This is a genomic window from Flagellimonas algicola, from assembly GCF_005937185.1.
Lineage (GTDB): Bacteria > Bacteroidota > Bacteroidia > Flavobacteriales > Flavobacteriaceae > Flagellimonas > Flagellimonas algicola.
Genome location: NZ_VCNI01000003.1, coordinates 159,667 through 180,657, shown reverse-complemented (window position 1 = coordinate 180,657; position 20,991 = coordinate 159,667). Strand labels below are relative to the sequence as shown.

The 20,991-nt window shown below is 41.8% G+C and carries 17 protein-coding genes and 2 riboswitches; of the genes, 14 read left to right on the top strand and 3 right to left on the bottom strand.

Translation table 11 applies throughout. The features are described 5' to 3' along the window. Positions 1-18: 18 nt before the first annotated feature. Positions 19-1,407, bottom strand: coding sequence for a TlpA family protein disulfide reductase (locus FGG15_RS17295; protein WP_138838667.1), 1,389 nt, complete (start codon positions 1,405-1,407; stop codon positions 19-21). 79 nt (positions 1,408-1,486) lie between these two features. Further along, entirely contained in the window at positions 1,487-2,101 is a 615-nt protein-coding gene (locus FGG15_RS17290) for a deoxynucleoside kinase (protein ID WP_138838665.1), read from the bottom strand. Positions 2,102-2,425: 324 nt separating this feature from the next. Between FGG15_RS17290 and metK the strand changes: the two genes are divergently transcribed. The 6 genes from metK to FGG15_RS17260 all read left to right on the top strand — a co-directional run bounded on the left by metK (position 2,426) and on the right by FGG15_RS17260 (position 12,638). After that, the gene (metK, locus tag FGG15_RS17285; protein ID WP_138838663.1) at positions 2,426-3,679 is read left to right on the top strand and encodes a methionine adenosyltransferase; all 1,254 of its coding nucleotides are present in this window, start codon (positions 2,426-2,428) and stop codon (positions 3,677-3,679) included. Between the two features lie 105 nt (positions 3,680-3,784). After that, positions 3,785-5,719: a CocE/NonD family hydrolase gene (locus tag FGG15_RS17280; protein WP_138838661.1), complete on the top strand. Its 1,935-nt coding sequence runs from the start codon at positions 3,785-3,787 to the stop codon at positions 5,717-5,719. 327 nt (positions 5,720-6,046) lie between these two features. Next, positions 6,047-6,180, top strand: a riboswitch (SAM riboswitch). Between the two features lie 144 nt (positions 6,181-6,324). Beyond that, positions 6,325-7,599 carry an O-acetylhomoserine aminocarboxypropyltransferase/cysteine synthase family protein gene (locus FGG15_RS17275; RefSeq protein ID WP_138838659.1) on the top strand — a complete coding sequence of 425 codons (1,275 nt, stop codon included), beginning with the start codon at positions 6,325-6,327 and terminating at the stop codon, positions 7,597-7,599. A gap of 35 nt (positions 7,600-7,634) precedes the next feature. After that, positions 7,635-11,021, top strand: a complete 3,387-nt coding sequence (thrA, locus tag FGG15_RS17270; protein WP_138838657.1) for a bifunctional aspartate kinase/homoserine dehydrogenase I — start codon at positions 7,635-7,637, stop codon at positions 11,019-11,021. A 73-nt stretch (positions 11,022-11,094) separates the two neighbouring features. Then, on the top strand, positions 11,095-11,412 hold the full coding sequence (locus FGG15_RS17265) for a GIY-YIG nuclease family protein (protein WP_202619589.1): 318 nt from the start codon (positions 11,095-11,097) through the stop codon (positions 11,410-11,412). 38 nt (positions 11,413-11,450) lie between these two features. Beyond that, a complete protein-coding gene (locus tag FGG15_RS17260; RefSeq protein ID WP_138838653.1) occupies positions 11,451-12,638 on the top strand; it encodes a trans-sulfuration enzyme family protein in 1,188 nt (395 codons plus the stop codon). 2 nt (positions 12,639-12,640) lie between these two features. Here FGG15_RS17260 and FGG15_RS17255 read toward each other — a convergent pair whose 3' ends face one another. Next, positions 12,641-13,222 (bottom strand): hypothetical protein, encoded by a 582-nt coding sequence (locus tag FGG15_RS17255; protein WP_138838651.1) that lies wholly within the window; start codon positions 13,220-13,222, stop codon positions 12,641-12,643. 87 nt (positions 13,223-13,309) lie between these two features. On the opposite strand from FGG15_RS17255, the gene FGG15_RS17250 reads away from it, so the two are divergent. The 8 genes from FGG15_RS17250 (at position 13,310) to FGG15_RS17215 (ending at position 20,986) form a co-directional block, all read left to right on the top strand. After that, positions 13,310-13,720, top strand: coding sequence for an RrF2 family transcriptional regulator (locus tag FGG15_RS17250; RefSeq protein WP_138838649.1), 411 nt, complete (start codon positions 13,310-13,312; stop codon positions 13,718-13,720). Between the two features lie 183 nt (positions 13,721-13,903). Next, entirely contained in the window at positions 13,904-14,167 is a 264-nt protein-coding gene (locus tag FGG15_RS17245; protein WP_138838648.1) for a DUF2061 domain-containing protein, read from the top strand. 12 nt (positions 14,168-14,179) lie between these two features. Beyond that, a complete protein-coding gene (locus FGG15_RS17240; RefSeq protein WP_138838646.1) occupies positions 14,180-14,803 on the top strand; it encodes a phosphoadenosine phosphosulfate reductase domain-containing protein in 624 nt (207 codons plus the stop codon). A 276-nt stretch (positions 14,804-15,079) separates the two neighbouring features. Continuing rightward, entirely contained in the window at positions 15,080-15,703 is a 624-nt protein-coding gene (locus tag FGG15_RS17235) for a phosphoadenosine phosphosulfate reductase domain-containing protein (RefSeq protein ID WP_138838644.1), read from the top strand. Positions 15,704-15,710: 7 nt separating this feature from the next. After that, positions 15,711-17,801: a HEPN domain-containing protein gene (locus FGG15_RS17230; RefSeq protein ID WP_138838642.1), complete on the top strand. Its 2,091-nt coding sequence runs from the start codon at positions 15,711-15,713 to the stop codon at positions 17,799-17,801. Next, entirely contained in the window at positions 17,794-18,576 is a 783-nt protein-coding gene (gene cobA / locus FGG15_RS17225; RefSeq protein WP_202619585.1) for a uroporphyrinogen-III C-methyltransferase, read from the top strand. Before FGG15_RS17230 ends, cobA begins: the two co-directional genes overlap by 8 nt. After that, a complete protein-coding gene (locus tag FGG15_RS17220; protein WP_138838640.1) occupies positions 18,573-19,634 on the top strand; it encodes an NAD(P)/FAD-dependent oxidoreductase in 1,062 nt (353 codons plus the stop codon). The genes cobA and FGG15_RS17220 overlap by 4 nt, the downstream gene beginning before the upstream one ends. A gap of 141 nt (positions 19,635-19,775) precedes the next feature. After that, positions 19,776-19,912, top strand: a riboswitch (SAM riboswitch). 72 nt (positions 19,913-19,984) lie between these two features. Further along, on the top strand, positions 19,985-20,986 hold the full coding sequence (locus FGG15_RS17215) for a homocysteine S-methyltransferase family protein (protein ID WP_138838638.1): 1,002 nt from the start codon (positions 19,985-19,987) through the stop codon (positions 20,984-20,986). The last annotated feature ends 5 nt before the right edge of the window (positions 20,987-20,991 follow it).

The window sequence follows — 20,991 nt, the reverse complement described above, 5'->3', positions numbered from 1 at the left end:
GAGGGAGTGGGGGTATACTTATAGATCTAGTTCTTTGAGAGTAGCCTCCAGTTCATCAGAAGAAGGGCTTGGTGCCATGGCATTCACAATCTTCCCTTCCGGGTCAACCAAAATATAGCGAGGAATACCCTTGATTTGGTAATCTTTTACAAATTCTGAATCCCAAGCCTTGTCCGCTATTAATTGAACTCCTACCAACGCTTTGTCAACCACCATTGTTTTCCAATCATCATAACTTCGGTCAGTGTCAATGGAGATGCTTAGAAATTCAATGTTTTTACCTCGGTATTTCTTTTCCGCTTCCTTTAAGTCCGGAACCTCCTTGATACAGGGAGCGCACCAGGACGCCCAAACATCAATGTACACGTACTTGCCTTGAAAGTCTTCCAATGATGAATGCCCGCCAGCATGGTTTTCATAAGCTTCAAAAGTTGGGGAATTGGCACCTGGCTTTATTTTTTTGATTCGGTTGTACGCATCTGTGATTTCCTTTTTATGGGTCTCATTGGTGGAAAGGGACATAAACTTTTCATAGTAGGAATCCACATTTTTGATATAAGGAATGCTGCCCCAGACCGTTCTATAAAGAACTGCATTTTTGATGTTTTCTACCGGAATTTCCCCAACCACTTGAAAAAAGACCTCATTGGGATCCACCAAACTGTCTTTTTGAGCACGCTGCTTTATTTGCTCTTTAAAATGGAGTTGTACCAGGGAATTGTACATGACGGAATAGTCAAAATCCTCCTTGTTCAAAAAAGACATGCTGGACCTTTTATCCTCAAAGCTCTCTGAAACCTTGAAATTTGGATTTGCCGTAACATCTGCATGGGCAAAATCTTTATACTGCGCAAGTTGAATTATACTGTAATGATCAATGGCCCTTTTCTCTTTTTCACGAACATATTCTGGAATGTTAACGGTTGAATCTAGCAAACCATTGATAGCTAGGTTCAATTCTTCAACTTTTTTGATGAAAGCAGGTTCTTCAAGACCATAAAAAGTTTCAAAATCCATTCCTTCTATTTCGCGGTTTTTATCCTGTTTTTGGAGATAGTAACGGTTGAGATCGGCTCCACTGCCTTCAAATCGAATTGAATTGCCAAAATCTTTTGGGTCGTAGTTGAGATGTGCAGAATAACCTTTTTCAAGATATAGTACAATGTGGTTGACGCCGTCGGTCAATCTGTGGGGCATCTCGGCCGTTAAAAACAGGGTGTCCAAAAATTGTCCCTCTTTGTTCACAGGAATTTCCTTGTTGAAATCACCATTAATTGAAATCAATCTGACCGACCCAATATCGGAATTGGATAGTTTGCCTGAAATGATGGCATATTCCTCTTTGGCTTCCTTTTGGGTACAAGAGGCCGCTAAAATGGCAAGCAGAATGGGAATAATGCTTCTCATGGTTTTGTTTTTATAATCCGGCAATACCGGAAATGGGTTGGTGGTTGGTATGGTCTAGAAATGTTCGGAGAGTGGATCATCAGAACAACCCGTGCAGTTCGGCATCAATACGGTTGATAACCTTGCCCAAATCCTCAGGTTCATCAACAAAGTTGATGTTGTCCACATCAAAAACCAGTAATTTGCCTTTTTCGTAGGTGTTTACCCAGGCCTCATACCGTTCGTTCAATCGACTCAGATAATCAATGGAAATGCTGTTTTCATAATCCCGACCCCTTTTATGGATTTGGTTTACCAAATTGGGAATGGAACTCCTTAAATAAATAAGGAGATCTGGGGGTTGTACCAAACTTTCCATGAGTTCAAACAGGCTGGAATAGTTCTCAAAATCCCTGTTGGTCATCAATCCCATGGCATGCAGGTTGGGTGCAAAAATATGCGCATCTTCATATATGGTACGATCTTGGATCACGTTTTTGCCACTTTCCCTAATTTTTAGGATCTGTCTATAACGGCTGTTCAGGAAGTAAATTTGAAGATTAAAACTCCACCGCTCCATCTGTGTATAAAAGTCATCCAGATACGGATTATCTACCACGTCCTCAAAATGAGCCTCCCATTTATAATGTTTTGCTAGTAAATTGGTTAGTGTAGTCTTTCCAGCGCCAATGTTTCCGGCTACAGCAATATGCATGGGGTAGTAGTGTTTTAGATTGGTGTTTATACTATGGGGAAACCCTAAGCGCAATATACAAAGTATATCCAGTTGACGAAAAAAAACAGGTGGAAATGGGTTTAAAAGATCTGTAGAATAAAGTTTTATAAATTTCTGTCAAAGGTGTATTTTTGCGCATCATGATGAGGATAGATTTGACTGATTGCAACCTCATAAACTGATTCGAATTCAGCAGCAAAAAATGCTAAAGCAGTTTACCCGGACGGGATTCGGGCTTCTCTCAAGAGATTTGTAAACTCCTTTGTGCTTTTCCGTCAAATCCTATCCAACTAAAAAAGGACTATGGCATATTTGTTTACTTCAGAATCGGTAAGTGAAGGACACCCAGATAAAATTGCGGACCAAATCAGTGATGCCCTATTGGATAACTTTCTGGCCTTTGACCCCGAAAGCAAAGTAGCCTGCGAAACTTTGGTAACAACCGGTCAAGTGGTATTGGCAGGTGAGGTAAAGAGCAATACCTATTTGGACGTACAAAACATTGCCCGTGAGGTAATTAACAAAATTGGATACACCAAAGGGGAATATCAATTCAGCGGAGATTCCTGCGGGGTGATTTCGCTGATTCATGAACAGTCCCAAGACATCAATCAAGGTGTGGACAGGGGGAGCAAGGAAGAACAGGGTGCAGGAGATCAAGGAATGATGTTTGGTTATGCCACCAAGGAAACCGATAATTATATGCCTTTGGCGCTGGATATTTCCCATAAAATCCTTCAGGTTTTGGCGGAGTTAAGACGTGAGGAATCTCAAATTGGGTACTTACGCCCTGATGCCAAGGCACAGGTAACCATAGAATATTCGGATGAGAACATTCCGCAACGGATAGATACCATTGTAGTTTCCACCCAACATGATGAGTTTGACTCTGATCAAAAGATGTTGGATAAAATTAAAGAGGATATCATAGCTATTTTGATTCCCAAGGTAAAGGAGTTATTGCCTACCAATATCCAGGCCTTGTTCAACGATCACATTAAATACCATATCAATCCAACAGGAAAATTTGTGATTGGGGGCCCTCATGGAGATGCCGGACTTACAGGGCGGAAGATTATTGTGGACACTTATGGTGGTAAAGGCGCTCACGGTGGTGGAGCTTTTAGCGGTAAAGACCCAAGTAAGGTGGATCGCAGTGCCGCCTATGCTGCCAGACATGCAGCCAAAAATTTGGTGGCAGCAGGAGTGGCCGATGAGATTTTAGTACAGGTGAGCTATGCCATTGGAGTGGTGGAACCTACCTCCATTTTTGTGGATACCTACGGCACTTCCAACGTTAATTTTTCAGATGGGGAAATAGCGGAAAAAACAGCCAAATTATTCGACATGCGGCCTTCAGCCATTGAAGACCGACTTAAATTACGAAACCCCATTTATTTGGAAACGGCAGCCTACGGCCATATGGGCAAACAACCCCAGACTTTGACCAAGGTGTTTGAATCCCCATACAATGGGCGTGTAGAAAAGGAAGTGGAACTTTTTACTTGGGAGAAATTGAACATGCAGGATGAGGTAAAAAGAGAATTTGGAATTTAAAATCCCCCGTGTTCATCATAGACAGGAAAAGGGAGCCTTTTGGTTCCCTTTTTTATTGGCATACTCCTATGAACTTTAGTAGCTTTAGCAACTAAAATTTTTCACATGAGATTTTCCATCCGAACCTTGGTAGCGATTATTGGTCTATTCTTGACTCTTTCAAGCTGTAAAAAAACAGTCAAAACTGAAACGGCGACCGAGGTCAATTTTGTTCAAGAGAATTATACCAAGCAAGAGGTGGATATTGAAATGCGGGACGGGGTAAAATTGCACACTACTATATACACTCCAAAGGATACTTCAAAAGAATATCCCATCTTGATGCAGCGAACACCTTACAGTTCCAGACCTTATGGAGCAGGAAACTATCGGACACAAATTGGTCCCAATGAACATTTGATGAAAGAGGGCAACATCATAGTTTACCAAGATGTCCGTGGGAGATGGTTGAGCGAAGGGCATTATGAAAATATGCGGGCCTACATACCCAACAAGACTTCCAATGAACAAGTGGACGAAAGCTCGGATACCTATGACACCATTGAATGGTTGGTGAACAATCTGGAACATAACAATGGAAAAGTGGGTGTTTGGGGGATTTCGTATCCCGGATTTTACGCTACCTATGCCACCGTGGATGCACATCCAGCGCTAAAAGCGGCCTCACCCCAAGCCTGTATCGGGGATTTCTTTTTTGACGATTTTCACCATAATGGAGCTTATTTGCTGAGTTACTTTAGGGCAACTTCCCTTTTCGGTACGCCAAGACCCAATAATGACCAACCCATTGACACCGCCTGGTATGTTTTACCTGATATTCAGACGGAAGACCAGTACCAGTTCTTTTTGGACAATGGCCCACTCAAAAACCTAAATTCCTTTTTTGAGTATGAAACGGTGGATACTCCAACCTTGAGACCCGATGGGGTAACCGATGATTATTTCTGGAATGAGCTGAAGGAACATCCAAACTATGACGAACTCTGGCAAAGCAGGGGCATTATCCAACATTTGAAAAATGTAAAATCCCATGTGGCCACCATGATCGTGGGAGGATGGTTTGATGCTGAAGACCTTTATGGGCCATTGGAAACCTATAAAAACATTGAAAAACACAATACTGGAAACTACAACACCATGGTATTTGGACCATGGGACCATGGGGGTTGGGCTAGAAAAAAAGCCAGAAATTCAGTAGGGAATTACTATTTCGGGGATTCTATATCCCTGTTTTATCAGAAGAACATAGAGACCAAATTTTTCAATCACTTCCTAAAGGGAGAAGGAGGTCAAAATAGTGGCCTGCCAGAAGCCTATGTGTTCGATTCTGGGAAAAAAGAGTGGGGTACATTGGATGCTTGGCCGCCCAAAGAAGCTGAAAAACAAACATTTTTTCTTTCGGAAGACCAAGAATTAACCCAAGGGGCTGAAAGTACAGTTCCTCTCAAATTTGTTAGTGATGTTAAGAAACCGGTTCCTTATTCAGAGGATATAAAATCGGTTTTCACGCCAAGAAAATATATGACGGATGACCAACGTTTTGCGGCCAGAAGGTCCGACGTGTTGGTGTTTGAAACCGAAGTTTTGGAAGAAGACCTCACCTTAGCTGGGGATATCATGGCCCAATTGAAAGTGGCCACAACGGGAACCGCCGCAGATTGGATAGTAAAGGTGATTGATGTGCATCCCATGAATGTGGAGACCAATGAAGAAATGCAGGATCATCTAAAATTGGCCAACTACCATTTAATGGTTAGGAGTGAGGTGTTACGGGGCAGGTTCCGAAACAGTTTCTCCAAGCCAGAGCCGTTTGTGCCTAATCAAAAAACGGAGGTGAACATCAAATTGCAGGATGTATTTCATACCATCAAAAAAGGGCATAAGCTTCAAGTTCAGGTACAAAGTACTTGGTTTCCGCTCATCGATTTAAATCCGCAAACCTATGTGGACAATATCTTTAAGGCAGAGGAAAGCGATTTTAAAACTCAAACGCATACGGTTTTTACTGATTCCCAGATTGAGTTTTCTGTTTTAAGATAACCAAGAGATACCTTTTCTTTCTTCGAGAATAGATTGAGAAATCCTCGATGGGTACTCATTCAGCTAAAGCTGAATGGCGAGGTTTCGAAATGGGTTTCCATTATTTTCAATGCAAAATTCTTTCGAAGAAAGTGTCGTATCTCTTGTTTGTTTTCCTTGGACAGGCAAAGAAAATGAAAGGAACTACCTGATTTTCAGCTTCAATACAGTTTTGCAAGTGCCTTTAGGTAGTTTTAGTCGATATTGATTTCTGAAATTTTAAAAAAGATTAGGATATTAAAATAATCTACCCTTATCTTTGTCCTGTAAGTTCAAACACGTATTGAATAGTTATCAAGAAAGGTGGAGGGAATAGACCCTATGAAGCCTTAGCAACCCTTGGCCCTAGTCCAAGAAGGTGCTAAATTCTATCCTTGTCCTGAAATTGTTTCAGGACCTCAAACCGGATAAAACCATAATTGAGATAGGAATAGATAACAACAATCGAATATTTTCGATTTCTCTTTCTTATAACTTTTTGATTTTACCCATGGGCTGTGCATTTCCTATAGGGGTTTGGCTTTTTAAATTAATTATTTGAACGAAAATTTAAAAAACTGGAAATCATGAGTGATCAAAACTTTGCAACCAATGCCCTTCATGCTGGGCACGATGTTACCACGAATGGCGGAACTAGGGCAGTTCCCATTTACCAAAGCACCGCCTATGTGTTCAACAATTCGGATCATGCGGCCAATCTATTCTCCTTAGCGGAATTTGGAAACATTTATACAAGAATAAACAATCCAACCAATGATATTCTGGAGCAGCGTTTGGCTACGTTGGAGGGAGGAATCGCTTCTGTTGTTTGTTCTTCGGGAACTGGAGCGATCAATACCGCCCTTTTGGTATTGTTGAAGGCCGGTGACCATATTGTGGCTTCCAACAGTTTATATGGAGGTACTTATAATCTTTTTAGCGTTACCCTTCCTAGGTTGGGAATCACCACAACCTTTGTGGATCCGTCCGATCCTGCCAACTTTGGAAAGGCGGTGCAGGAGAACACCCGGGCCTTTTTTGTGGAGTCATTGGGAAATCCAAAGCTGGATGTCTTGGATTTAAAAGCCATTTCCAAGGAGGCCAAAGCAGCAAAGGTGCCTTTTATAGTGGACAATACGGTGGCATCCCCAGCTTTATGGAACCCGATTGAGCATGGAGCAAATATCGTGATTCACTCCCTGACCAAATACATCAATGGAAATGGTACCGCTTTAGGTGGGGCCATAATCGATGCAGGTACGTTTGACTGGGCCAACGGAAAATTTCCTGAATTTACAGAACCCTCTCCAGGTTATCACGGGTTGGTTTATCATGATGCTTTGGGGCCAGCTGCCTTTATCGCAAAGGTTAGGATAGAGGGATTACGCGATCACGGAGCATGTTTAAGCCCGTTCAATGCATTCCAAATCATCCAGGGCCTTGAAACCTTGGAAGTCCGGATGAAAAAACATAGTGAAAATGCGCTGGCACTTGCCCAATGGCTGGAGACCAAGGAGGAAGTTACCTGGGTCAACTATCCCGGTTTGGAGTCCAGTAAATATAAAAAGCTGTCAGATGAGTATTTGCCAAATGGGCAGAGCAGTATTTTGACCTTTGGGGTTAAAGGCGGATTTGAATCCTCCAAAAAAATCGCTGATGAAACCAAGATTTTCTCTCTTCTGGCCAATATTGGGGACACCAAGTCCTTGATTATTCACCCAGCTAGTACCACGCACCAACAATTGGATGAGGCTGCACAGGAATCCACAGGGGTAACCAAGGATTTAATCCGGTTGTCAGTAGGCTTGGAAAACCTTGAAGACTTGAAGGCTGATTTGGAAAGTGCTTTCGCAACCTTATAAGAACACAACTTTAATACTCAATTGATTTTCTGGGAATGCTCCATAAATTAGACATAAAGGAATACAAGACCTTAGGTGGAATTTCACAGGACTTGCAATTGTCCTACCAGGTTTTTGGCCAGGAACTGCATACTGCACCTATAGTTTTGGTCAATCATGCGTTAACTGGTAACTCCAATGTTACTGGAGAAAATGGTTGGTGGTCCGACATTATTGGGAAGGACAAGTGCATTGACACGGAAACCTATACCATATTGGCTTTCAATATACCTGGAAACGGATTTGATGGTTTTGTAATCGATAACTATAAGGATTTTGTGGCCGGGGACATTGCCAAAATCTTTTTGCAAGGTCTGGAGGAACTTAATGTGGAACGACTTTTTGCTATCATTGGTGGATCTTTGGGGGGAGGGGTTGCTTGGGAAATGGCAGCATTAAATCCAAAAATCACCAAACATCTAATTCCTGTTGCATCGGATTGGAAATCCACGGATTGGTTGATTGCCAACTGTCAGATTCAGGAGCAATTTTTGATCAATTCCAAGCAACCTGTGCACGATGCGCGTATGCACGCCATGCTGTGCTATAGGACTCCGGAATCTTTTAAGGAACGGTTCAAGCGAAGTACGAACGAAGAACTACAGGTGTTCAATGTGGAAAGTTGGCTAATGCACCATGGCAAGAAGCTTCAAGAGCGGTTTCAACTCTCGGCCTACAAATTGATGAACCAACTCCTGAAAACCATTGACATAACTAGGGATGGTGATAAAGCCTTTCAAGAATTGCAGGGCAGTGAAACCAGGATTCATATTATTGGGGTTAATTCGGATTTGTTTTTTACGGCCGAAGAAAATAAGGAAACTTTTAGGCATTTGGCCCAGGCCAACGCCAATGTCACCTATGGTGAAGTGCAATCACTTCATGGGCATGATGCTTTTTTAATTGAGTTCCAACAGCTGGAAAACCTGTTAAAACCAATTTTTCATGAGCAAACCGTTAAGGAGCGTATCAAAATCCTAAAATTCGGAGGTAAGTCGTTGGCCAATGGGGATGGACTTGAAAGTGTTTTGTCCATAATTACTAAGCGAGCCCAAGAAAAAGAGCATTTTGGAGTAGTTCTGTCCGCAAGGGGCAAGGCAACGGACCAACTAGAGGTCCTGCTCAAAAAGGCTGCCCGGGGAGAGGATTTTGCAACTTCGTTTGATGAGTTTTCCGATTACCAAAAAGCGGCCTTGCCACAAGTGGATTTGGTAGAGGAATTCCAAACCATAGAAAAATTGTTAAAAGGGGTTTCCCTTACAGGTGACTATAGTTTAAAAACCAAAGATGAACTACTGGCTTACGGTGAACTGATATCGGCGAAGGTGGTCACAGCTTTGCTCTTGGAACGTGGCGTAAAGGCTAAATTTATCGATTCGCGATCCCTAATCAAAACGGACGATACCTTTAATAATGCCGAGGTGGATGAAGCTGTTTCCAAAGAAAATGTGATACGTTGTTTTAGGGAGTTGGAAGCGGGGGCGGTAGCCATTACTACTGGATTTATTGCGTCCACCAATAAAGGAGAGACCACCACCTTGGGACGGAATGGGAGTAATTATTCCGCTGCACTTTTGGCCAACTTTTTGGATGCACAGGTTCTGGTAAATTATACCCATGTCGACGGAATTTTCACCGCTAACCCCGACCTGGTTTCCGAAGCCAAGCTGATTGATTCCATTTCGTATGCGGAAGCCAATGAATTGGCCAATTTTGGCGCCAATATCCTGCATGCAAAGACCATAATTCCCCTAATTGAAAAGAATATTCCTCTACGAATAAAAAACACCTTCAATGCCGAAAGTAATGGAACCTTGATTGGTCCAAAAACGGATAACGGCGGGATTAAATCCCTATCGGTTTTGGAGGATGTGGCCTTGGTTAACTTATCAGGTAGAGGGTTGTTGGGAAAAGTGGGGATTGATGCCCGAATATTTAAGACCTTGGGACAAAACAATATTAATGTTGGAATTATATCCCAAGGTTCTTCAGAAAGAGGAATTGGATTGGTGGTTGATGCCAAAAAAGCCCAAAAGGCCAAAAAAGTACTGGATCAGGAGTTTGAAACCGACTATTCCGCACAGGATGTGAACGAGATTACGGTACTTCACGATGTTTCTGTAATCTCGATTGTTGGAATGGATTTAAGCACCTTCCATAAACCTTTTAATGCTTTGGTTAAGAATCAGGTTGTACCCTTGCTTTTTAACAATACGGTCACCGGTAAAAATGTGAGCTTGGTGGTCAACAAATCTGACTTGCACAAGGCCATCAATGTGGTTCACGGGCAGATTTTTGGTATAGCCAAAAAGGTAAATCTTGCCATTTTTGGGCACGGCAATGTGGGCGCAACCTTGATTGACCAGATTTTGGATTCCCAAAAAAGCATAGAAAACCGAAAAGGTCTGGATTTAAGGATTTTTTCAGTCTCCAATTCCAAAAAAGCTTGGTTGAACAGCAATGGTATTTCAACTCAATGGAGGGAGGACTTGGATTCCAAAGGTGAACCTTACACGGTCGAAGACATTATAGATTATGCCAAGGAGCATCATTTGGAGAACTTGATTGCTGTAGACAATACAGCTAGCGAGACCTTTGTTTCCAACTATGATGCATTGATTGAGGGTGGTTTTGACTTGGTATCCTCCAATAAAATTGCCAACACCCTAGGTTTTGATTACTATAAATCCGTACGAAGAAACTTGGAAAAGAATCAAAAGCAATACCTCTATGAAACCAATGTAGGGGCTGGACTTCCTTTGATAGATACCATTAAATTACTCCATCTTTCCGGGGAGAATATCACTAGAATCAAGGGTGTTTTTTCAGGCTCGTTGAGTTATATTTTTAATACTTTTTCTGAAAAGAAAGTTCCGTTTTCATCCATAGTGAAAGAGGCAATGGCCAAGGGATTTACAGAACCTGATCCCAGAGAAGATTTATCTGGCAACGATGTGGGAAGAAAATTATTGATACTGGCAAGGGAGTTGGATCTTCAAAATGAATTTTCAGATATCTCGGTTGAAAACCTTATTCCAGAGGAACTACGACCCTTGAATTTTGATGCATTCATTTCCCAAATTGAAAAGATGGATAATATCTATGAATCCATTAAAGGACAACAAGAAGATGGGCATGTGCTTAGATATATTGGGGATTTGCATGGTGACTTGCAAAAGGACAAAGGCATTTTGGACGTAAAGCTGGTTTCCGTTCCCAAAGAAAGTGCTTTGGGACAGGTGAGTGGTTCAGATTCAATTATAGAGATTTATACGGAGTCCTATGGTGAGAATCCTTTAGTGATTCAGGGTGCTGGTGCTGGTTCAGCGGTAACGGCCAGAGGCGTATTTGGTGACATACTTAGAATAGCAGAAAAGATATAGCTTCGGCTACGCTCAGCTACCTTGAAAATTTGATTTTGGTGGCTGAGCGAAGTCGAAGTCACAATGGAAATAGATAATAAAGGGGTATGTTTATATATTGGAATGTGCAGATGGAAGCTATTATACGGGCAGTACTATAGATTTGGATAAAAGGCTTAATGAGCATAAAGACGGAAGAGGAGCGAATCATACTAAGAAAAGATTACCAGTACAATTAGCATACGTTGAAGAATATTTGAGAATTGATACTGCATTTAAACGTGAAAAACAAATTCAAGGTTGGTCCAGGATTAAAAAAGAAGCTCTGATTAATGGAGCATTTGAAACCCTTCCCAATTTAGCTGAATGCAAGAATGAAACACATTATAGATATTTTAAAGAGAAGGAATAGTGTGCTTTCAACTACGCTTAGTCACTGAATAGAAGAATATGACAAAGGAATCAGATAATAATACCCGTAAATTCGAAACGGAAGCGGTAAGAACGCAAACAGAACGATCACAATTTTTGGAGCATTCCACGCCAATGTACCTCACATCAAGTTTCGTATTTGAGGATGCTGAGGATATGAGAGCTTCTTTTGCGGAAGAAAAAGACAGAAACATTTATTCTAGATATTCCAATCCCACTTCCACAGAGTTCATCGACAAGGTTTGTAAAATGGAAGGGGCGGAAGCTGGTTTTGCTTTTGCATCAGGTATGGCCGCCGTGTATTCCACTTTTGTGGCTTTGCTGGAAAGCGGAGATCATATTGTGTCTTGCAAGAGCGTCTTTGGATCCACCCATACGTTGTTTACCCAATTTTTTCCAAAGTGGGACATTTCCACCAGTTATTTTGACGTTAATGATCTAGATGCGGTAGAAGGTCTCATTACCTCCAAGACTAAGATTATTTATGCGGAAACACCAACCAATCCCGGTGTTGATGTCTTGGATTTGGAACTGCTTGGGAAAATTGCCAAAAAACATGGACTGATTTTTATCATCGACAATTGCTTCGCAACGCCCTATTTGCAACAACCTATTAAATTCGGTGCTGATTTGATTATTCATTCCGGAACCAAATTAATGGATGGTCAAGGTAGGGTACTGGCAGGTATTACCGTTGGGAGTCATGAGCTCATGGATAAAATTTACCGTTTTGCCCGAATTACAGGGCCTGCATTGTCTCCTTTTAACGCTTGGGTACTATCCAAAAGCCTTGAGACCTTGGCGCTTCGGGTAGATAGGCATTGTTCCAATGCTTTGGCATTGGCCACTTTTTTGGAAGATCATCCCAAAGTTGAATGGGTGAAATATCCTTTTCTAAAGTCACATGCCAAATACGAAATTGCCAAAAAACAAATGAAAGCAGGGGGGTGTGTGGTTGCTTTTGAGGTAAAAGGAGGTTTGAAAGCGGGCAAAAGATTCTTTGATTCGATAAAAATGTTATCTCTATCTGCCAATCTTGGGGATTCTAGAAGTATTGTTACCCATCCCGCGTCCACTACGCATAGTAAACTGACCACAGAGGAGCGCAGGGCTGTTGGTATTTCAGATGGAATGGTTCGTGTTTCGGTTGGACTGGAGCATATTGACGATATTGTTCAAGACATAGAACAGGCGCTCGATGCTTAGTTTTATTGCTTTTCAAAAGTCGCATAAAAGGTATTAGTTTCGGTTCCCAATCTCCATCCTGTCTTTGGAAAATCTTTCCTGTAATCCATTTTAAGTACTAGTGTGGTTTCATTTTGCTCGAGGATTTCCGCCCCAAAATCAACCCAAAGACTTCCCCGGGTATCATCGTACAAATATTTTTGTTCCTCTACCTTCCAGCCTGTACCGGGAGATAGAAAATCATAGGCAAATGTCCATTGATCAATAATTTTATCACCTTCGGTCTCCAAATGGTCAGACGTTTGCGTCACCGTTCTTTCATATTGAAATCCTTCCCCTGTTATGTCAAGTGCGTTGGGATCTTCAGAAAAGGTCATGGTTACATCTAAATTGCTTGCTTCGCCTGTATATAGGATTTCAAAGTAATTTGGGTCGCCGGCGAAGTTTGACCCAATTCTACCATCTTCAGAGGTGATTTCTACCAGTTCCCAAGAACCCAATAGTTGAGATGCTATTTTTGCCGAATCAGTTTCAACATCTTCGCTAGTTTCACAGGATACCAATAGTATGAGCAACATTATTAAGTAGGTGTAGATTTTATTCATTTTGGAGGTTTAAGGAATTCTTTTTAAAACGACATGGTAAGCTTGTTAGTATGTATATATTGCGCTTTTATTCTTTATATTCGTGGGATGCTCTCCAAGAAGACAAAATATGGCCTAAAAGCACTTACTTATCTAGCTTCCATAGATTGCAAGGAACCTGTTCAAATAGCCGAAATCGCAAAACATGAGAACATTTCCCAAAAGTTTCTGGAAAGTATTCTTCTTACACTTCGACGCAACGGATTTTTGGGTTCCAAAAAAGGAAAGGGTGGAGGTTACTATTTGATTAGGGAACCAAAAGAAATTCTGATGACTTCTGTTATCCGGGTATTGGAAGGGCCTATTGCCATGGTTCCTTGTGTAAGCCTCAATTTCTATGAGAAATGTGATGATTGCCCCGATGAAAATAAGTGTTCTGTCCACAAACTAATGATTCAGGTCAGGGACAGCGCCCTGGAAGTATACCGAAATACCACTTTGGCGGATTTAATTTCTTAGCACTAAAATCCTACTAATTCTTTGGCAAAAGAGTGGTAAATCCCTAAAAAATCAGGCGGATTTTGGCAAAACCTATAAAAACTATAGGGTAATAGCAATTTTATACTCGAATTAACGATTAGTATTAAAAAAGAGTACTACTTTTGATTAACCTATTAAGTCCATAGGAAATTAGAAGAACAAATGTTAGCAGATCAGTTAGTACTAAACAAAGAAGGCCAAAAAGATTCCTTCGCAAAGGATAAAAATTCTGAAAGCCCTAAGCGCAGCATCGCTAAATCCATCAGTTGGAGGATTGTGGGAACTCTTGATACCATTATCATTTCATGGATTATTACAGGAACGTTGAGCTTGGCTTTTTCAATTGGTTTGGTAGAGTTGGTCACCAAAATGGTGTTGTACTTTTTTCATGAGAGAATTTGGAATACAATTTCCTGGGGCAAATAAAAATATTTGGTTATGGCATTCACAACAGAAGACATTGAGAGTTTAAACAGGCAGTTTAGAGGTATTCCTCCTCAGGAAATAATTTCTTGGGCCATCAAGAATGGAAAAAATCCTGTGGTTACCACCAATTTTCGGCCTTATGAGGTAACTATTTTGCATGCGGTTTCCGATGTGAACACCGATATACCTGTTATTTGGTGCGATACGGGCTATAATACTCCCCAGACCTATAAACATGCTGAAGAACTGATTTCACGTTTGGGTTTGAATATTAAGCATTATGTCCCACTGCAAACCTCGGCCCATAGGGATGCCATTATGGGAATCCCGCAGATTGATGATCCCATGCATGTTATTTTCACCGAACAAGTGAAACTCGAACCATTTAGAAGGGCGATGAAAGAGCATAAACCGGATGTTTGGTTCACCAACCTGAGAAAGGGACAAACTGCCCATAGAGACTCGTTGGATGTGTTAAGTTTAAGTAGTGACGGTGTGCTAAAAGTAAGCCCGTTTTACTATTGGAGCGATACCCAGTTGGATTTCTATTTGGCAGAGTACAAACTCCCCAACGAACACAAGTATTTTGACCCCACCAAAGTGTTGGAAAACCGGGAGTGCGGGTTACATACCTAAACTCTAATTTAACAAGCGTTCCATGCACGGGTTAAAGCCGTAAGTCAGGGACGCTGCATTGGAAATAATTTGAAACACCAACTTGATCTATTTACTTTCTTGAGGTCAAAAAATATGCTGTTTACATAGGATGTAGGTGGAAAATCCATAAAAATTAGCCTCGATTTTCATTAAATCTATAAAAACTATAGGGTAAATGTAAATTTATAAAGTTTTTAACCATTTGTTATGTCTGAAGGACTATCTTTGATATTCCTATTAAATCCATAGGGTAATATGAAATTAAATATCGACACCGAATATTATAACAAACAGTTTAGGGGCATACCACCTGAAGAAATTATTGAATGGGCGATGCGATTGTCCAATAAGCGAATTGTGACGACAAGTTTTGGAAAGTATTCTGCCGTTTTGTTGAGCACTTTTCAACGAATCGATCCCGAAATCGATGTGGTGTGGTGTGATACTGGATACAATCTTCCCGAAACATATGAACATGCGGGCATATTGACTGATCGGTTCAAACTCAAACTAAATACGTATGTGCCTAGGGAGACACGGGCATTTATAGAGCATCGATTGGGTTTTCCTGCGTCGGATCAACCTGAACATTTGGAGTTTTCGGAAATCGTAAAACTTGAACCTTTTCGCAGAGCGTTGGAAGATCACCAGCCCGACATTTGGTTCACCAATATTCGGATTCGCCAGACTGCACTCAGAAGTGAGAAAGATATTTTGAGCTATTCAAAAGAAGGTGTTTTGAAAGTGAGTCCCTTTTACTATTGGACAGATGATGACCTGGACAGCTATTTGGAAGCCTACGATTTACCAAAAAACAGCACCTATTTTGATCCTGTAAAAGCCTTGGAAACAAGGGAGTGCGGAATTCATTTACAATAATTCGATTATGCAAAGCTTTAGAACAGAAATAGAAAATCCTGTAGTAGAAAAGGACATCATCGAATTGGAAAGAAAAATTCGACAGTTCAAAGGTGGCGAGGTGGACGAGGAAAAATTCAGAAGCCTCCGTTTAGCTCGTGGAGTCTATGGGCAGCGTCAGCAAGGTGTGCAGATGGTTAGGATCAAGTTGCCTTATGGCAAGGTGTCCTCCAAGCAACTACTTCGTATTTGTGATGTTTCTGATGAATATTCCAGAGGGAGATTGCACATTACCACGAGACAGGATATACAAATCCATTATGTAGACTTGGAACGTACCCCTGAACTATGGGCAGAATTGGAGCGGGACGACGTTACCCTGCGCGAAGCTTGTGGTAATACAGTTCGGAACGTTACCGCCAGTGAAACCGCTGGAATAGATGTCGATGAACCTTTTGATGTTTCCCCTTATGCCCATGCGGTATTCCAATATTTTTTGAGAAATCCTATCGGTCAGGAAATGGGACGTAAGTTCAAAGTTTCCTTCTCTGCCAGTGATGCCGATACCGGACTGTCATACATGCACGATTTGGGCTTTATAGCCAAAATCAAAAATGGGGAAAGAGGATTTAAGGTGATGTTGGCCGGTGGTCTTGGATCTCAACCGCGTCATGCTGATGAATTATATAGCTTCTTACCTACGGATAAAATCATTCCCCTCATGGAAGGAGTTATCCGCATTTTTGACCGGCATGGAGAAAGAAAGAGTAGGGCCAAAGCTAGATTGAAATTCTTGCTGAAAGACATTGGGCTTGATGGATTCAAGGCACTTTTGGAGGAAGAGCAATTGGCTATCCCCCATCAAACTTACCCTATTGACTTTGAAACTTATCCAAGGCCTGTAGTGGCCAATGTGGAGGTACCTCAAGTGCAAATTGAGGATGCTGAAGCTTTCAATAATTGGAAATCCACCAACTTGGTTCAGCAAAAACAGAAGGGCTATGTTGCCATTGGAATAAAAGTGTTATTGGGTGATTTCTATACCGATAAAGCCAGAAAACTGGCTCGATTGGTTCAAGACTATGCGGCAGGGGAAATTCGACTTTCACTGCGTCAAAATATATTAATTCCGTATGTGAAGGAAGCGTTGGTGCCATTCTTTTATAGCGAATTGGAAAAATTGGGATTCGTAGAGGCTGGGTATAATAAGGCCCTGGACATCACGGCTTGCCCTGGTACGGATACCTGTAATCTTGGAATTTCAAGTAGCACAGGTATAGCTGAGGAATTGGAGCGGGTAATCAAAGCAGAATATCCGCAGTATATCAGCAACCCTGATGTGGTCATCAAGATTAGCGGTTGTATGAACGCCTGTGGGCAACACAATATGGCCAATATAGGTTTTCAAGGAATGTCCATTCGTACCAAAGACAAATTGGTAGCGCCGGCACTTCAAGTGTTATTGGGAGGTGGAAACTTTGGAAATGGAAAAGCCAGATTTGCGGACAAAGTGATTAAGGTTCCAAGTAAAAGGGGACCTCAAGCATTGCGGTTGATTTTGGACGATTTCAACAGTAACGGAAACGGCGCCTCATTTGCTGATTACTATTGGGAAAAAGGAGAACATTATTTCTATGATTTCCTAAAACCTTTGGCGGATATTGAAAACCTTACCCCAGAAGACTTTATTGATTGGGGAACCGAGGAAAAATATAAAAAGGAGATAGGTATTGGGGAGTGTGCCGGGGTCATCGTGGATCTTGTAGCTACCCTGTTCTTTGAAAGTCAAGAAAAAATTGACAGTGCCCAAGAAGCGCTGAATGAGGAAAAATGGGCCGCAAGTATTTATTACTCCTATCAATCCATAGTGAACTCGGCCAAGGCCCTGTTGACTTCGGAAAAAGTAAAAGTGAATACCCATTCAGGGATTATCAAGGATTTCGATAGACTCTATGTGGAAACCGATAAAATTGGCCTTGCAGGAAGTTTTTCGGATTTGGCACTTCAGTTGAACAAGAACAAACCAAGCCAAGCATTTGCAGAGAGTTTTCTGATTGATGCGAAATCAGTTTTGGAAAAATTGGAAGCCTATAGAAAATTGGAACTGGCACATGTATAACGGAAAATTGACAGTAGTTGGAGCAGGTCCCGGGGATGTGGATTTGATAACGCTCAAGGGAATCAAAGCCTTGGAAGCTGCCGATGTGGTTCTTTATGACGCCTTGGTGGATGCCCAACTCTTGGAATATGCGCCAAATGCAGAGAAGATTTTCGTAGGAAAACGAAAGGGATGCTATGCCTACCAGCAGAACCAAATCAATGAATTGATTGTTCAAAGGGCACAGACCAAAGGTCATGTGGTGCGTCTTAAAGGTGGGGATCCGTTCGTTTTTGGCCGCGGTGCCGAGGAAATGGAATACGCTGCCCAATTTGGTGTTGAAGTAGCCGTTGTGCCAGGGATTTCATCCGCAGTTTCCGTCCCGGCATCACAGAATATTCCGGTCACCAAGAGAGGGGCAACCGAGAGTTTCTGGGTGATTACAGGTACTACCAAAGAACACCAACTTTCCAAGGATGTGGAATTGGCGGCGAAATCAAACGCAACGGTTCTGATTTTGATGGGAATGTCAAAGTTGTCGCAGATAGTGGAGTTGTTCAAAAAAGAAGGAAAATCGGAAGTTCCGGTGGCCATTATTCAAAATGGAACCAAAGAGAACGAAAAAATAGGAATTGGAACTGTTGCTTCCATTGAGTACAAGGCAAAGGAGCAGCAGTTATCCAATCCTGCCATTATAATTATTGGCGAGGTGGTGAACCATCGACAGCGATTATTGGAAATTCAAAAAGAAAACAGAAACAAAGAATTGGAGTTAGTAGAAAAAGGAATAAGATGATAAAGACAGATATACTTATTATTGGAGCTGGACCAACCGGTTTATTTACCGTGTTTGAGGCTGGACTTTTAAAGCTTAAGACCCATTTGATTGACGCACTTCCGCAACCAGGGGGCCAATGTTCAGAGATTTATCCCAAAAAACCGATTTATGATATCCCTGCTTATCCAGAGATTTTGGCAGGAGATTTAGTAGATAGGCTGATGGAGCAAATAAAGCCTTTTGAGCCAGGGTTTACTTTGGGAGAACGTGCCGAAACCTTGGAGAAGCAAGAAGATGGTTCCTTCATTGTTACCACAAACAAAGGAACCCAACACCATGCTCCAGTTGTTGTAATCGCTGGTGGATTAGGCTCTTTTGAGCCCAGAAAACCTTTAATTTCCAATATTGCGAAATACGAGGACAAAGGTGTGGTCTATATGATCAAGGACCCTGAAGTATATCGGGATAAAAAAGTAGTGATCGCAGGTGGAGGTGATTCTGCCTTGGATTGGGCCATCTATTTGGCAGACATAGCTTCGGAAGTGGCCTTAGTACACCGAAGAAATGAGTTTAGAGGAGCCTTGGATTCTGTTGAAAAAGCTTCTGAATTGGCCAAATTGGGAAAAATCCAATTGTATACAGAGGCGGAAGTGAAGGAAATCCATGGAGAAAATGAGCTAAAAGCGGTGGTCATCAAACATAATGATGAAGCCAAGGGTCAGACCTATGTGGAAACAGACTACTTTATTCCATTGTTTGGTTTGTCACCAAAATTGGGCCCCATCGGCAACTGGGGCTTGGAAATTCAGAAGAACGCCATCAAAGTAAACAATGCCAAGGATTACCAGACCAATATTCCGGGTGTTTTTGCTATTGGCGACGTAAACACCTATGAAGGTAAGTTGAAATTGATTTTATCCGGATTCCATGAAGCGGCTGTAATGTGTCAGTATGCGTATCAAATTATCAATCCAGATAAACGATTTGTAATGAAATATACCACCGTTGGCGGAGTGCAAGGATTTGACGGCTCCAAAAAAGAAGCCAAAAAAGAGGTGGTGCAAAGCATAGTCTAGAGCTTTTTTTAGATTATTTTGAGTTAGTCAACGCCCTCTTATGCAACGCTTAGGAGGGTATTGACCAACAAAATGTAGATTTCTGTTGTTTTTGAGGACAAAACGTGGTTATTTTGTCCTCAGTTCATTAAAAAATTGAATTGGTTATCAAGAAAGGTGGAGGGAATAGACCCGATGAAGCCTTAGCAACCCTTAGGAATTCCATTTCTTGGATCTAAGAAGGTGCTACATTCTACCCACAAAACGTCAATATTTGATTGTTCTGGGATGGATAACGCAAAGAATACTTCTCAACGTCGTTTCCGCAACTTTCTTGATACCTCTAAATCCCTTTACGGGACTATGTTGTTATGGAAGCAATTGAAGACATTTTACAAAAACGCATACTAGTATTGGATGGTGCTATGGGTACCATGCTGCAGCGTTATAAATTTACCGAAGAAGATTTCCGTGGGGAACGTTTCAAAAATTGGGAACATCCTTTGGTGGGGAATAACGATCTTTTGTCACTGACACAACCCAAGGCCATTGCCGAGGTTCATGCCAAGTACTTTGACGCGGGTGCGGATATCGTAGAAACCAACACCTTTTCTGGAACTACCATTGGAATGGCAGATTACCACATGGAAGAATTGGTTTATGAACTTAATTACGAGTCGGCCAGAATTGCCAAAAAAGTGGCAGATGAATTTACGGCCAAGGAACCGCACAAACCTAGGTTTGTAGCTGGAAGTATAGGCCCTACCAATAAAACGGCCAGCATGTCACCCGATGTAAATGACCCTGGTTTTAGGGCGATTTCTTTTGATGAGTTGCGAATAGCCTATAAACAGCAGGTGGAAGCCTTGTTGGATGGGGGAGCCGATATTCTGTTGGTAGAGACCATTTTTGATACCCTGAACGCCAAGGCGGCCTTGTTCGCAATTGAAGAGGTGAAGGAAGAACGGAACATCCATGTTCCCATCATGGTTAGTGGTACTATTACGGATGCTTCCGGTAGAACATTATCTGGCCAAACCGCCGAGGCATTTTTGATATCCATTTCCCATTTGCCCATTTTGTCCGTTGGATTCAACTGTGCTTTGGGTGCGAATCAACTAGTTCCCCATTTGGAGGTGGTTTCCGCCAAATCGGAATTTGCAATTTCTGCACACCCTAATGCCGGATTACCCAATGCCTTTGGGGAGTATGACGAAACTCCCGAGCAAATGGCCGAACAGATCAAGGAATATTTGGAAAAGAGTTTGGTGAATATAGTTGGCGGCTGTTGCGGAACCACTCCCGACCATATCAGGGCCATTGCAGATTTAGTTAAGGAATACGAACCGCGTATGTCCCAGGTGATGATTTAAGGTGA

Bases quoted from the DNA above. Each gene is read 5' to 3' on its own strand.
- FGG15_RS17260 (WP_138838653.1), top strand. From the start codon at position 11,451: ATGACAAAGGAATCAGATAATAATACCCGTAAATTCGAAACGGAAGCG.
- FGG15_RS17240 (WP_138838646.1), top strand. From the start codon at position 14,180: ATGGCATTCACAACAGAAGACATTGAGAGTTTAAACAGGCAGTTTAGA.
- FGG15_RS17255 (WP_138838651.1), bottom strand. From the start codon at position 13,222: ATGAATAAAATCTACACCTACTTAATAATGTTGCTCATACTATTGGTA.
- FGG15_RS17295 (WP_138838667.1), bottom strand. From the start codon at position 1,407: ATGAGAAGCATTATTCCCATTCTGCTTGCCATTTTAGCGGCCTCTTGT.
- FGG15_RS17230 (WP_138838642.1), top strand. From the start codon at position 15,711: ATGCAAAGCTTTAGAACAGAAATAGAAAATCCTGTAGTAGAAAAGGAC.
- FGG15_RS17275 (WP_138838659.1), top strand. From the start codon at position 6,325: ATGAGTGATCAAAACTTTGCAACCAATGCCCTTCATGCTGGGCACGAT.
- FGG15_RS17235 (WP_138838644.1), top strand. From the start codon at position 15,080: ATGAAATTAAATATCGACACCGAATATTATAACAAACAGTTTAGGGGC.
- FGG15_RS17290 (WP_138838665.1), bottom strand. From the start codon at position 2,101: ATGCATATTGCTGTAGCCGGAAACATTGGCGCTGGAAAGACTACACTA.
- FGG15_RS17215 (WP_138838638.1), top strand. From the start codon at position 19,985: ATGGAAGCAATTGAAGACATTTTACAAAAACGCATACTAGTATTGGAT.
- thrA (WP_138838657.1), top strand. From the start codon at position 7,635: ATGCTCCATAAATTAGACATAAAGGAATACAAGACCTTAGGTGGAATT.
- cobA (WP_202619585.1), top strand. From the start codon at position 17,794: ATGTATAACGGAAAATTGACAGTAGTTGGAGCAGGTCCCGGGGATGTG.
- metK (WP_138838663.1), top strand. From the start codon at position 2,426: ATGGCATATTTGTTTACTTCAGAATCGGTAAGTGAAGGACACCCAGAT.
- FGG15_RS17245 (WP_138838648.1), top strand. From the start codon at position 13,904: ATGTTAGCAGATCAGTTAGTACTAAACAAAGAAGGCCAAAAAGATTCC.
- FGG15_RS17280 (WP_138838661.1), top strand. From the start codon at position 3,785: ATGAGATTTTCCATCCGAACCTTGGTAGCGATTATTGGTCTATTCTTG.
- FGG15_RS17250 (WP_138838649.1), top strand. From the start codon at position 13,310: ATGCTCTCCAAGAAGACAAAATATGGCCTAAAAGCACTTACTTATCTA.
- FGG15_RS17220 (WP_138838640.1), top strand. From the start codon at position 18,573: ATGATAAAGACAGATATACTTATTATTGGAGCTGGACCAACCGGTTTA.